Raw genomic sequence first — 13,329 nt, forward strand, 5'->3', positions numbered from 1 at the left:
CATTTCCACTTCACCGACCCTCACCGTCAGAAGGTCTGATTGTACGGGCCGACTTCCGGGCTGCGGCGCAAGACTTCGTCGAGTGCTGCGAACATCTCCCGGCGGCGGTCGGACGAAACGGGGCTTTCCACCACCACGACAAGCTCCGGCTTGTTCGAAGACGCCCTGACCAGCCCCCAGGTGCCGTCTTCGGCGACGATGCGCACGCCGTTGACAGTGATCAATTCGACGATCTGCTGAGAGGCGAAAGCCCTTCCTTCCGCCTTGATCCGAGCCATTTCAGCGGTAACGCGCTCAACGACACCGTATTTCACATCGTCATCGCAGTGCGGCGACATGGTCGGCGTGCCGTAGGTCAGCGGCAGATCGCGGTAGAGGTCAGCCATGCTGCTTGCCGGATTGCTGTCGAGCATCCTGCAAATGGCAAGCGCCGTCACCAGCCCGTCATCGTAGCCTCGTCCGATCGGCGGGTTGAAGAAGAAGTGGCCGGATTTCTCGAAACCGGCAATGGCGCCGAGTTCGGCCACGCGCCGCTTGATGTAGGAGTGCCCGGTTTTCCAGTAATCGGTCACCGCTCCATTGGCCTTCAGGCCGGGATCGGTCTTGAACAGCCCGGTCGATTTCACATCCACAACGAAGGTCGATCCGGGATGGTCCCGCGAAATGTCGCGGGCAAGCATGACGCCAATCTTGTCGGCGAAGATTTCGTTGCCTTCGTTGTCGACCACGCCGCAGCGGTCGCCGTCGCCGTCGAAGCCCAGGCCAACATCGGCGCCTGTCTCCAGCACCTTGTCGCGGATGGCATGCAGCATCTGCATGTCTTCCGGGTTCGGGTTGTAGCGCGGGAAGCTATGATCAAGCTCGACATCGAGCGGGATGACTTCGCAGCCGATGCGGGCCAGCGCTTCCGGGGCAAAGGCTCCCGCCGTGCCGTTTCCGCAAGCCGCCACCACCTTCAGCTTGCGGCTGATTTTCGTGTGCCTGACGACGTCTGCCAGATAGACATCGCGGAAGCCGCCGACGAATTCGTACGATCCGCCGCCGACGAGATCGAAATTGCCTGCAAGAACGATCTCTTTCAGCGCCGTCATTTCCTCGGGACCGAAGGTCAGCGGACGCTGTGCGCCCATCTTGACCCCCGTCCAGCCGTTCTCGTTGTGCGAGGCCGTCACCATCGCGACCGACGGCGCATCGAGGGCAAATTGCGCGAAATACGCCATCGGCGACAGGGCAAGCCCGATGTCCTTGACCTTGGCGCCCGCAGCTATCAGGCCGGACACAAGCGCCAGCTTGATGCCGAGCGAATAGGAGCGGAAATCATGGCCGGTGACGATTTCGGGGCCAACACCCAGCCGGCGTATCAGCGTCGCCAGCCCCATGCCGAGGGCCTGCACGCCGATCAGATTGAGTTCGGGCGCCTTGTCCGACCCCGGATGTCCGAACCACCAGCGCGCATCGTATTCGCGAAATCCCGACGCCTTGATAAGCGCGGTTGTTTCAAACGCAAAGGTGTTGGGCAGTGCTTGGCCAGTTATGGTCAGGGTCAACAGAAAGGCTCCACGCCGCATGGATATATGCGGCCCATGAACCGCGCATGCTGCCCGTGGCGTAGCACGCAAGCCTTTAAGGTCGGGTTATTTCGATGCCTTAATTGCCGCTTTGCAGACATTCGCAATAACGCGTCAATTTGTGCGGCCCTGCCGCTTGCAGGAACAAATTCCGGGGGTTATAAGCCCGGCGTCTGGTCGCGGAGTGTAGCGCAGTCTGGTAGCGCACATCGTTCGGGACGATGGGGTCGCAGGTTCAAATCCTGCCACTCCGACCAGAACAAATCCCATGAAAATCTGCGCTTTCCCGGCTGCCCTAGGCGCTTAGCCGAAAGCGTGTGGAATCGACTGCGGCCGCCATCAGCGTCTGCGTGTAGATATCGCGCGGACTGCTGAAAATCTCCTCGGTCGGGCCTTCTTCGACGATCTTCCCCTGCTTCATGACGATGATGTAGTCGGCCATGGCCCGCACCACCGCGAGGTCGTGGCTGATGAACAGATAGGACAGGTTGTGGCTTGCCTGGAGTTTGCGCAGCAGATCGACGATCTGCTTCTGCACGGATCGATCGAGCGCCGAGGTCGGCTCATCCAGCACGACCACCTTGGGCTTGAGGATCATGGCGCGCGCGATGGCGATGCGCTGCCGCTGGCCGCCGGAAAACTCGTGCGGATAGCGGTTTCTGCTGTCCGGGTCGAGGCCGACTTCCCTGAGCGCCGCGACCGCCCGCTGATCACGTTCCCTTGCGTTCATGCCCGGCTCGTGGACCAGCAAGCCTTCGGTCACGACCTGCCCGATGGTCATGCGCGGCGACAGCGAGCCAAACGGGTCCTGGAACACCAGTTGCAGCTCCCGGCGCAGCGGGCGCATGGCCTGCCGGTCGGCGCCCGAAATATCGTGCTCGCCAAACCGGATGACGCCGTCGCTGGGCAAAAGCCTGAGCAGCGCCCGCCCCAATGTCGATTTGCCCGAACCCGATTCCCCGACAATGCCGATGGTCTGGTTTTCCTTCAGCCGGACCGAAATATGGTCCACGGCACGCAGCATCAAAGGCGGTCCGCCGAGAAACCCACCGCCGATCCTGAACGTCACTTCGACATTGCGCCCTTCGAGCAGCACCGGTGCATTCGGCGCGGGCGCGGATTTCGAGCCGGTAGGCTCGGCAGCAAGCAGCATCTGGGTATAGCTATGCTGCGGGTTGGCGAAGAGAGCCTCCGCCTCGCCCTCCTCGACCACCTCGCCGCTGCGCATGACATAGACCCTGTCGGCGAAGCGCCGGACAATGCCGAGATCGTGGGTGATGAAGACAATCGCCATGCCGAGCTTGCGCTGCAGTTCCGCCAGCAGCATCAGGATTTGCGCCTGGATCGTCACATCGAGCGCAGTCGTCGGTTCATCCGCAATGAGAATGTCAGGGTCGTTGGCCAGCGCCATGGCGATCATGACGCGCTGGCGTTGGCCGCCCGACATCTCGTGCGGATAGGACTTCATGCGCCGTTCCGGTTCGGGAATCTGCACCAGTTTCAGTAGGCGCAGCGCCTCCTTGCCTGCGTCCGAAACGCTCAAGCCCCGATGGCGGCGGATCGGCTCGATCAACTGGCTGCCGATCGAATACAGCGGATCGAGCGACGTCATCGGCTCCTGGAAGATCATGCTGATCTTGCGGCCTCGAACCTTGTTCAACTCCGACTTGCTGAGGGTCAGCAGGTTGCGGCCGCGATAGTCCACCTCGCCGGACGCCTCGCCGTTCGAGGCAAGCAGGTTCATCGCCGCCATCATGGTCTGGCTCTTGCCGGAGCCGGACTCGCCGACGACCGCCACCGTCTCGCCAGCGTCGACGTGAATGTTTATCCCCTTCACCGCCTCGACCACGCCATCCAGCGTGCGGAACCGGACCCGCAGGTCCTTTACCTCGAGGATTTTCTCGCCAGCCGCCATGTCAACGGTCCTTCGGGTCGAGGGCATCGCGCAGGCCGTCGCCGACAAAATTCAGTGCAAACAGCGTCGACACAAGGAAGAATGCCGGAAACAGCAGCAGCCAGTTCGCCGTGCCGATGTTCTTGGCACCGACCGAGATCAGCACGCCCCAGCTCGTCATCGGCTCCTGCACGCCCAGTCCAAGGAACGACAGGAAGCTTTCGAGGATGATGACCTGCGGCACCAGAAGCGTCATGTAGATGACGACGGGGCCGAGCAGGTTGGGGATCACATGGCGCATCAGGATTCCGCGCGTGCGCACTCCCAGCGCCTCTGCCGCCTGAACATATTCCTGCCGCCTTATCGACAGCGCCTGGCCGCGCACGATGCGCGCCATGTCCAGCCAAAGCACAGCCCCCACGGCCAGGAACATCAGCACGAAGTTTCGACCGAAGAACACAACCAGCATGATGACGAAGAAAATGAACGGCAGCGAATAGAGCACGTCCACGATGCGCATCATCACTTCGTCGGTCTTGCCGCCGACGAAGCCGGCAGTCGCGCCGTAAACAACGCCGATCGTGACAGCCACAAAACCCGCCAGAAGGCCGATGGCGAGCGAGATGCGGCCTGCCATCAAAGTCCGCGAAAGCATGTCGCGGCCGGTGTTGTCGGTGCCAAAAAAGAAATACTGCTGCTTGACCGACGCGCTCATGGTCATTTCCCGGCCATCGGCGGATTTGCCCTCCACCTTGGCGTCGTCGAAGGTGTCAGACCGATCGAGGTAGCGCGCATTGCGCTCATCGACAGCCTTTGACGAGGCGACGGTAACGAATACGCGTTCCCCTTCCTGGTGCCACTCCTTCACATCGACGCGCATACGCTTGACCGCCTCGGCCAGCGCCGTTTCGATCATGTCGGGTTTCGGATAGGATGAAAGGCTCGGCGCGGTCCGCACATAGTCGGCGTAGATGGTCGTATATTGGTGCGGAACGAAGTAAGGCCCAACCACGCAGATCACTGCCATGGCGATCAGGTAGTAAAGGCTGAACATCGCGGCGCGGTTGGCCTTGAGGCGCGCCCATGCGTCGCCCCACAGCGACCGCCCTGCAATTGGCGTGGCCATGACGTCATCAGTCATAGCGCACCCTCGGATCGACCACGGCATACATGATGTCCACGATCAGGTTGAAGACGATCGTGAACAGCGCGATCACCACGACGGTGCCCATCACCAGCGTATAGTCGCGATTGAGCGCCGCATCGACGAAGTAGCGGCCGATACCGGGTATGGCGAAAATCGTCTCGACGATGATCGACCCGGTCAACAGCGCGGCGGCGGCGGGACCGGTAAAGGAAATGATCGGCAAAACCGCCCCGCGCAGGGCATGGCGAACCACCACAGACCAGTCTGACAAGCCCAGCGCACGCGCCGTCCTGATGTGATGCGAGCGCAGCGATTCGATCATCGAGCCCCGCATCAGGCGTGCCACGATGGCGATCTGCGGCAGCGCGAGCGTCAGAACCGGGCCGATCTTGTTGAGCAGCGCTCCGTCTCCCCACCCGCCGATCGGCAGCAGCTTCCAGCTCAGTCCGAAAACGAGCTGGATTATCGGGGCGATCACGAAGGTCGGAATGGTACTGCCGGCGGTCGCCAGCGCGATCACCGAATAGTCGCCCCATTTGTTCTGGTTGAGCGCGGCGACCGTTCCCAGCAGCGTTCCCAATATCAGGGCAAGGATCAGGGCGGACGCGCCAAGTTGAATCGAAATCGGAAGCCCCTTGGCGAACAACTCACCGACCGTGAAGTCGGGCAGATTGTAACTGGGGCCGAAATTGCCGTGCAGAAGGTTGTTCAGATAGTGGGCGTATTGCAGCCAAAGCGGATCGTTCAGCCCGAATTGCGCTTCCAGATTGGCCTTGATCTCGGGGCTCAATCCCCGCTCCTGATTGAAAGGCCCGCCCGGGGCCACGCGGATCAGGAAGAATGCCAACGTCACAATAACGAATAGCGTCGGTATGGCGGTCAAAAGCCGCCGCAATACGTAGAGCAGCACAGCCGGCCCTCCTCACCTGCAAGGCGAAACCGCCGCTCCACTGGCTGGAGCGGCGGCCTCGATCCGTTCAGTCCTTGCTGATGAAACGGGTCGGATGAATGTCCATGACATTCTCATCGAAGCCGTGGAGCTTCGGCGAGACAAGGTTCTTGTAGGAGTAATACAGGAGCGGAATCTGGCCGACATCGTCAATCAGGACGCGTTCGGCTTCCGACAGATCCTTCATCCGCTCTTCCGGATTGCCGCCGGCGGCAGCTGCCTTGTCCATCAATTCCTCGAACTTCGGATTGTTGAAGTTCGAGTAGTTGTTGCCGCTCGCCTTGCGCGAAATGCCAAGGAAAGTTTCCGGGTCCTTATAGTCCGCAATCCAGCCAGCGCGGGCGACGTCATAGTCACCCTTCTGTTCGAGGAAGGAATAGTGCGTCTTGGTGTCGGTGTTGAGCAAGGTCACCTCGACGCCAAGCGGCTTCAACTGCTCCTGAATGGCAACTGCCGTGTTCTTGTGGTTTTCGGAGGTGTTGTAGCGAATTTCCATCTTGAGCGGCTTTTCAGGCGTGTAGCCAAGCTTCTCAAGGACCTTTTTCGCCTCATCCTCGCGGTCGATCTGCGACATGTCGGCAAACTTGGCCATTGCAGAGCTATAGCCTTCGATACCGGGCGGCACCATTGAATAGCCCGGCAGCATGGAATTCTGCCAGACCTTCTCAGCTATGAAATCGCGGTCGATGGCCATCGAGATTGCGTTGCGCAATTCAACATTGTCCCAGGGGGCTTTGTCGGTCTTGATCGAATAGTAGTAGGTGCCAAGATACGGCCCGATGCGGAGCTGGTCGCCGAACTTGGTCTTCAGATCGGCCATCTGTTCGGTCGGAATGTCGTCGTTGGAGTCGAGCTCGCCCGCTTCGAAGCGCTTGATCGCCGTGGAACGGTCTTCGGTCGGGATATAGTTGACCGTATCGATCTTGACGTTGCCAGCGTCATGGAACTTCGGATTCTTGACCAGCTTGATATGGTCGTTGGGCACAAACTCGGCCAGCGTATAAGCACCGTTCGACACCAGATTGCCGGGCTTGATCCAGTCTGCGCCAAGCTTTTCGATGGCGGCCTTGTTGACCGGATAGCTCGACTGGTGCGTCAGCATCTCAAGAAAATAAGGGGTCGGCGAATTGAGCGTGACTTCGAAGGTTTCCGGGTCCACGGCCTTGACGCCAAGTTCCTCAGGCTTTGCCTTGCCCGTGTTCACCGCTTCGCCGTTCTTCACGACGTAGAGCATGGAGGCGTATTCCGCACCGGTTGCAGGGTCCTCGAGGCGGCGGAATGCGTAGACGAAGTCGTCGGCGGTAACGGGGCTGCCATCCGACCACACCCCACCCTTGCGCAGCTTGAATGTATAGACGGTGCCATCGTCAGAAACGGTCCAGCTCTCGGCAGCACCGGGAATCAGGTTGGCATCCTTGTCCTGCATGACAAGGCCTTCGAACAGGTCGCGCAGGATGTGCGCTTCATAAACCGTGGACGTCTTGTGCGGATCGAGCGATTCCGGGTCGGCGGAATTTCCGCGGTTGTAGACGACTTCCGCGAAAGCGGGCGTATAGAACGCGCCAGTGGCCAAAGCCATTGTTGTGGCGAACACCGTCGCCTTTAACATTCCCTTGAACATGAAGCTCTCCCTTTTGGCGCGGTCAAAACGGCGCCGCTCGAACACTGATGCCCCGGAACCGGTTTGTCCGGTTTCCGTAAGCAGGCGGCGGGCTCCCATTCCCGCAGCTGGTGGAGGGAGACTAGACACGCGCAAATCCTATTTCAACAAAGTCATGCATGACGCTGCGTGAGGCGTGGACACTCTCCCGCTTCGATCCGAGCGGCGGCAGGCTTCTACAACTTAAATACTATTTAAGGTTGTATCATCGCTTTGCGATTTTTACCGAACCGCCCGCATAGCGTCGTGGGATGCTGCGCACCCTTATTTTCAATGGCCGCATGGCCCGCATCCACCGAGACCGCTCAGCGACCGCGGCGGTGGAATTCGCCATCCTGTCCCCGATCCTCATTCTTGTTCTACTCGGCATGGTTGCATACGGAATTTATTTCGGAGCAAGCCATTCGATCCAGCAACTCGCAGCCGACGCCGCGCGGACCGCCATAGCGGGCCTGTCGGCATCGGAGCGAGAGACGCTGGTCACCGACTACATCGACCGCAACGCGGGAAAGTATCCCTTCGTCGATCCCGACAAGCTGGTGGTCGAAGCAAACGACAGCACGGATGACGGCAGCCAGTTCGTCGTTTCGCTCAGCTACGATGCCAGCAGCCTGCCGATCTGGGGCCTGTTCAACGGGCTTGTGATGCCGGACACGACAATCGAGCGGGCATCCACCATCAGGATCGGAGGCTTGTGATGCACAGCGACTTCAGGTTGGCCCTTCGGAGCCACTGGCGGCAGCTGGTATCCAGCAAGCAAGCCAATTTTGCCGTCATGACCGCGCTTTGCGCGCCAGTCGCCATCACCTTGACCGCCTTTGCCGTGGACGAAGGGGCGCTCTACACCGAACGGCGCGCGGCACAGTCACTGGTTGATCTTGCAGCCATCACCGCCGCAGCCAACATCGCCAAGGCCGATGCCGCAGTGCTCGCCACCCTGGCAGACAATGGCATGAACGCCGTCACCCTTGTTGGTTCAGGAAGCGCAACCCAACCCTCCGCAACACAGGCGGTGGTCAAGGTGACCCGAGGGCGGTACGCCGCAGATACCGCTATCGCAGCGTCGGGCAGGTTCGAGGCCGGAAAACAGCCGTACAACGCGGTCCAGGTGTCCATGCGCAAGATTGGCCATCTCTATTTCGGCGGCGCGATCATGGCGCCACCGGTCATCGGCACCACGGCAATTGCCAGCGCCAAGGCGGAAGCCGCATTTTCGGTAGGCTCAAGGTTGCTGAGGCTCGACGGCGGCATCGCCAACGCCATACTGGGCGGGCTCGCCGGCGGCAACATCAAGCTCGACGTCATGGACTATGACGCGCTCATTACGGCGGACATCGATGTGCTTTCCTTCGTCGATGCGCTGGCTGCCCAATTGCACGTGAGCGCAGGCACCTATTCGGACGTTCTCGCCGCCGAGGCCACCATCGGCCAGATCGCAACCGCCATGGCCAATGTTCCGGGCCTCGACCGCGCCAGCAAGCTGGCATTGCAGGCAATCGCAGCCGGCGCGGGCAACACGGTCAAGGTTCCTCTGAAGCATCTTGTCGATCTCGGTCCAGTCGGCAATCTGGGGCTCGGGCAAAAGCCAGCCGGGCTGACGGTCGCGGCGAATGCACTCAGCATGCTTACCGCAGGCGCCGCCCTTGCCAACGGCTCGCACCAGGTCGAGGTCGACCTGGCCGCAACCATACCGGGACTGTCGGCAGTCACCCTCGACCTCGCCATTGGCGAGCCGGAGCAATTCTCACCCTGGCTGGCGGTCGGCGAAGCAGGCACCGTGGTGCGTACTGCCCAGACGCGCATCAAGCTTACCGCCACCGTCAGCCCGGGCACCTCCGCGCTCGGCGGCGGGATCAAGCTGTTGTCAGTCAAGCTGCCGCTTCACGTGGAAGTGGCGCATGCCGAGGCCAAGCTGGCCGACATCAGCTGCCCGACCGGTCGACCCGACAGCATGAGGGTTGCCGTCGCCGCCCAGCCGGGCATCGCCTCCCTCAGGCTTGCCGAAAGCGACGGCGGCGGCTTCGCCGACTTCACGAAACCGCAATCGTTTCATGAAGCCACCATCGCGGAAGCCAGCATCAAGCTTTTCCTGTTTTCGCTCGATCTTTTGAAGATCAAGGGGCAGGCTTTCGCCACCATCCAAAACATCGCGCCGCAGACTTTGACCTTCGACCGGAGCGACATCGACGGCAGGAAGGTCAAGACCGTCTCGACGCGCGATGCCGTGAAATCCCTCACGACATCGCTCGTTTCAAACCTCTCCCTCTCGGTTGAGGCTGCCGGGTTCGGGCTTGACGTATCCAGCCTGCTCGGCACTGTGAAACCGGCGGTGGCGACGACGCTGAACGCCGTCGCCGAGCCGGTCGATACGCTGCTCAACAGCGTGCTCAGTCTCGTCGGGGTGAGCCTTGGCCAAGCCGATATCCGCGTGACCGGCGCAAGCTGCGGCCGGTCCGTGCTGGTGCAGTGACAAGCGTGCTGCGCTCAGCCGATCGTGCCGATAAAAGCCGACAGACCCGGAAGCGTCAGCCCATTTCCATCCACGGCAGTTTCATAACCGCCAAGGTCCAAAGCGGTTACAGCGCCAAGAGCGTCCGCCGGCGTCCAACGCGCCGGCAACTCGCTGAAATTGAACGCGCATAGAAGCTTTTCGCCATCAGCTTCGCGAATGAAGGCGAGCACATCTTCTCCACCATCAAGGAAACGAATAGTCCCCGATCTCAGCGCCGGGTGGCGTGTGCGCATGGAAAGCGCCGCGCGGTAGTGCTGGAGGATCGAGTTTTCTTCGGCTTGCTGGACATCCACCGCCCTGGCTCGATGGCCGGGAGGTATCGGCAGCCACGGCCTGCCGGTCGTGAAGCCTGCGTTGTCTTCCTCGCAGTGCCAGACCATCGGGGTTCTAGCGCCGTCGCGGCCCTTGAATCCCGGCCAGAAGCGGATGCCGTACGGATCGCGCAAATCCTCGAACGCCAGCTCGGCTTCCTCCAATCCAAGCTCCTCGCCCTGATAGAGACAGATGGAGCCGCGCAGGCAACACAGCAGGTCGATCGAAAACCGCGCGAGAGCGGACGGATCGCTCCCCGGCTTTGCCCAGCGCGTAACATGGCGCACGACATCGTGGTTGGAGAAGGCCCAGCAGGGCCAGCCGTCCGGTGCCGCGAGTTCGAAGGCTTCCACGCATTGGCGCACATGGGCGGCCGAGAATTGGGGACCGAGCAGGTCGAACGTGTAGCACATATGGAGCTTGTCGCCGCCCGACGTATAGGCGGCGAGCGTTTCCAGAGAGCGGCCTTCATCGCCGATTTCGCCAACGCTGGCCCGGTTGTCATACTGGTCGAGCAGCGCGCGAAACCGCTTGAGGAAGTCGATGTTTTCAGGCCGGGTCTTGTCGAAAAGATGGTGCTGGTAGAGGTAGGGATTGGCCTCGGCATCCTTGTCGACAGGGCCTGCCGGAAGGGGCGGATTGCTGCGCAACTGGCGATCCTGGAAGTAGTAGTTCACAGTATCCAGCCGGAAGCCGTCAACGCCGCGATCGAGCCAGAAGCGCACGCTGTCCAGCAGCGCATCCTGGACTTCTGGGTTGTGAAAATTGAGCGCCGGCTGCGAGGCCAGGAAATTGTGCAGGTAGCACTGGCGGCGCGTCGAGTCCCATTCCCATGCCGGCCCGCCAAAGACCGAAAGCCAGTTGTTGGGCGCCGTCCCGTCAGGCATCGCGTCCGCCCAGACATACCAGTCCGCCTTCGGGTTGCCCCAGCTCGCGCGGCTTTCCATGAACCACGGGTGCTTGTCGGACGAGTGCGCCAGCACCTGATCGATGATTACCTTGAGGCCGAGCCGATGGGCCTCCGCGACAACGCCATCGAAATCCTCGATGCTGCCGAACATCGGATCGACGGCGCAGTAGTCCGACACGTCGTAGCCCATGTCGGCCATGGGCGACTTGAAGAACGGGGACAGCCAGATCGCATCGACGCCGAGCGAGGCAACATGACCGAGGCGCTTGGCGATACCGTTCAGGTCGCCGCTGCCGTCGCCGGAGGTATCCTGGAAGGAGCGCGGATAAATCTGGTAGATGGCACAGCCGCGCCACCACGAAGCCGGTTCGCTATTCGCCATTGGACGCATCTTTTCTTTCGATCATGAAGGCCACGCTTCGCCCCGCCAGCGGTTGCGAATCCACGGCCGGACCGCCGTCGAGCGCAGCCGTCCAGCCGAAGCCATTGCGATCAGGCAGCACGAAGGTAGTGGGCTGCTCGTCGCCATTCACGACAATTGCCAGCCGCCCGCCGTCCGGGGTTCCTCCGGCCATAACCATCGCGAGACGCCGCCCATCGTGCCAATCGCGTTCCCGCATGGTTCGTCCCGCTTCGGTCAGCCATTCGACATCGGGAATTGCGTCGCCACCAACGGGACGGCCGCTCAGGAAGCCGGTTTCGGTCAAGGCTGGAACGGATCGCCGCAATCTGGAGAGGGCGGCCACGTAACGCTCCAGTTCCTGGTCGCGGCCCGACCAATCGAGCCATGTCAATTCGTTGTCCTGCGCATAGGCGTTGTTGTTGCCCTTTTGGCTGCGTCCGAACTCGTCGCCCGCGGTCAGCATGATCGTGCCACGCGAAGCGAACAATGTCGCCAGAAGCGCGCGGGCATCGTTTCTGCGGCGAAGCACGACTTGTGGATCGGACACAGGCCCTTCGAAGCCATTGTTCCACGACAGATTGTCGTCGTGGCCGTCGCGGTTGCCTTCCCCGTTGGCGTCGTTGTGCTTTAGCCTGTACGCAACGAGATCGGCCAGCGTCATGCCGTCATGCGCAGCGATGAAGTTGACCGTGCGGCTGACGCCCTCCCCGGCCTTGGCAAACACGTCCGACGAGCCGGCAAGCCGGGTCGCGAGCCCGCCCAATGTGCCGGCATCGCCACGCCAGAAGCGCCGCACGTCGTCCCGGTAGCGGTCGTTCCATTCAAGGAAAGGTGGCCGGAAATTACCGAGCTGATAGCCACCCGGACCAATGTCCCACGGTTCCGCGATCAGGATGCGGTCGCCAAGCAATGGATCAGAGCGGATTGCCCGCAGCAGAGGCGCGTCGGCATCGAAGCCGGTTTCGAGGCGACCCAACACCGGGGCGAGATCGAAGCGGAAACCATCGACACCCGCCTCGCGCACGAAATGGCGCAGGCTGTCCAGAACGAGTTCCTGCACGATTGCATGCTGGCAATTGACCGTGTTGCCGGTGCCGGTGTCGTTGACGAGTTGGCCATCCGCCGCGTGGCGATAATAAGCCCTGCTGTCGAGCCCACGCAGCGACAGCGACGTTCCAAGGGCATCGCTCTCGCCGGTGTGGTTGAAAACCAGGTCGAGGATGACACCGATGCCGGCATCATGAAGGGCGGCAACGGCATGCCGAATGTCGGCCAACCCACCCGGCGCAAGGCGTGGATCAAGCGCCATGAAGGTAACCGGATTGTAGCCCCAGGCATTGGCAAGCCCAAGCGGCGGCAGGTGCCGTTCGTCAATCCAGGCCGTAACCGGCATCAACTCGACGGCGGACACGCCAAGCCGGGCAAGGTGGTCGATAACCGCCGGATGGGCGAGCGCGCGGAGGGTGCCGCGATCGTGAACCGGAATATCCGGATGCCGCATGGTGAAGGCGCGCACCGACACTTCATAGATGAGGCCGCCCGGTCGAAAAAGCGGCGGCGCGGGCGCGATTTCAGACGCGCGTTCGCGCACAACGGCCTTCGGCACCAGCGCCGCCGTATCGACGCCACGCTCGCTCGCCGTCAGGCGCGTATCGTAGGCGTAGGAGCGATCGATCTGGACCGCATAAGGATCGGCCAGCAATTTGTCCGGGTCGAACCAGAGACCCTTTTCGGGAGCAAAGGGACCGCCAGCCCGCAGGCCGTAGCGCGCACCTTCCCCCAAGCCGCCGACAAACCGCGCGAACACCCCCTCGCCTTCCGGCGTCAATTCCAGCCTGTCCGTCTCGCGATTGCCCTGCTGATCGAAGAGCGACACCCAGATCCGCTCAGCCGCACCGGACCATGCGGCAAAGCGAACGCCGCCCTCTTTTACAAGGCTGCCGAAACGCGGGGATATATCCGGGCAGGTCGTAT

General features: G+C 61.7%; 9 protein-coding genes and 1 tRNA gene. 3 read left to right on the forward strand and 7 right to left on the reverse strand.

Features of this window, described 5'->3' with window-relative positions:
- Positions 1-26: 26 nt before the first annotated feature.
- A complete protein-coding gene (locus ASD50_RS20735) occupies positions 27-1,547 on the reverse strand; it encodes a phosphomannomutase/phosphoglucomutase (RefSeq protein WP_056245859.1) in 1,521 nt (506 codons plus the stop codon).
- Between the two features lie 201 nt (positions 1,548-1,748).
- Here ASD50_RS20735 and ASD50_RS20740 point away from each other — a divergent pair.
- A tRNA-Pro gene (locus ASD50_RS20740) sits at positions 1,749-1,825 on the forward strand.
- A 38-nt stretch (positions 1,826-1,863) separates the two neighbouring features.
- On the opposite strand, the gene ASD50_RS20745 is transcribed toward ASD50_RS20740, so the two are convergent.
- The 4 genes from ASD50_RS20745 to ASD50_RS20760 all read right to left on the reverse strand — a co-directional run bounded on the left by ASD50_RS20745 (position 1,864) and on the right by ASD50_RS20760 (position 7,179).
- Entirely contained in the window at positions 1,864-3,483 is a 1,620-nt protein-coding gene (locus ASD50_RS20745) for an ABC transporter ATP-binding protein (protein WP_056245699.1), read from the reverse strand.
- 1 nt (position 3,484) lies between these two features.
- Positions 3,485-4,603 carry an ABC transporter permease gene (locus ASD50_RS20750; RefSeq protein ID WP_056245702.1) on the reverse strand — a complete coding sequence of 373 codons (1,119 nt, stop codon included), beginning with the start codon at positions 4,601-4,603 and terminating at the stop codon, positions 3,485-3,487.
- A complete protein-coding gene (locus tag ASD50_RS20755; protein WP_056245705.1) occupies positions 4,596-5,519 on the reverse strand; it encodes an ABC transporter permease subunit in 924 nt (307 codons plus the stop codon). The genes ASD50_RS20750 and ASD50_RS20755 overlap by 8 nt, the downstream gene beginning before the upstream one ends.
- 67 nt (positions 5,520-5,586) lie before the next feature.
- A complete protein-coding gene (locus ASD50_RS20760) occupies positions 5,587-7,179 on the reverse strand; it encodes a peptide ABC transporter substrate-binding protein (RefSeq protein WP_056245862.1) in 1,593 nt (530 codons plus the stop codon).
- Between the two features lie 290 nt (positions 7,180-7,469).
- Between ASD50_RS20760 and ASD50_RS20765 the strand changes: the two genes are divergently transcribed.
- Positions 7,470-7,916: a TadE/TadG family type IV pilus assembly protein gene (locus ASD50_RS20765; protein WP_056245708.1), complete on the forward strand. Its 447-nt coding sequence runs from the start codon at positions 7,470-7,472 to the stop codon at positions 7,914-7,916.
- On the forward strand, positions 7,916-9,688 hold the full coding sequence (locus ASD50_RS20770; RefSeq protein WP_056245711.1) for a TadG family pilus assembly protein: 1,773 nt from the start codon (positions 7,916-7,918) through the stop codon (positions 9,686-9,688). Before ASD50_RS20765 ends, ASD50_RS20770 begins: the two co-directional genes overlap by 1 nt.
- 14 nt (positions 9,689-9,702) lie before the next feature.
- Here the strand turns inward: ASD50_RS20770 and ASD50_RS20775 are convergent, their stop codons facing one another.
- Positions 9,703-11,334: an alpha-glucosidase family protein gene (locus ASD50_RS20775; protein WP_056245713.1), complete on the reverse strand. Its 1,632-nt coding sequence runs from the start codon at positions 11,332-11,334 to the stop codon at positions 9,703-9,705.
- On the reverse strand, positions 11,324-13,312 hold the full coding sequence (gene glgX, locus ASD50_RS20780; RefSeq protein ID WP_056245715.1) for a glycogen debranching protein GlgX: 1,989 nt from the start codon (positions 13,310-13,312) through the stop codon (positions 11,324-11,326). The genes ASD50_RS20775 and glgX overlap by 11 nt, the downstream gene beginning before the upstream one ends.
- Positions 13,313-13,329 lie beyond the last annotated feature (17 nt).

The sequence above is a fragment of the Mesorhizobium sp. Root552 genome (assembly GCF_001427285.1).
Lineage (GTDB): Bacteria > Pseudomonadota > Alphaproteobacteria > Rhizobiales > Rhizobiaceae > Mesorhizobium.

Coding starts and splice junctions, on each gene's coding strand:
- ASD50_RS20750 (WP_056245702.1), bottom strand. CDS start 4,603: ATGACTGATGACGTCATGGCCACGCCAATTGCAGGGCGGTCGCTGTGG.
- ASD50_RS20770 (WP_056245711.1), top strand. CDS start 7,916: ATGCACAGCGACTTCAGGTTGGCCCTTCGGAGCCACTGGCGGCAGCTG.
- ASD50_RS20765 (WP_056245708.1), top strand. CDS start 7,470: ATGCTGCGCACCCTTATTTTCAATGGCCGCATGGCCCGCATCCACCGA.
- ASD50_RS20775 (WP_056245713.1), bottom strand. CDS start 11,334: ATGGCGAATAGCGAACCGGCTTCGTGGTGGCGCGGCTGTGCCATCTAC.
- ASD50_RS20760 (WP_056245862.1), bottom strand. CDS start 7,179: ATGTTCAAGGGAATGTTAAAGGCGACGGTGTTCGCCACAACAATGGCT.
- ASD50_RS20745 (WP_056245699.1), bottom strand. CDS start 3,483: ATGGCGGCTGGCGAGAAAATCCTCGAGGTAAAGGACCTGCGGGTCCGG.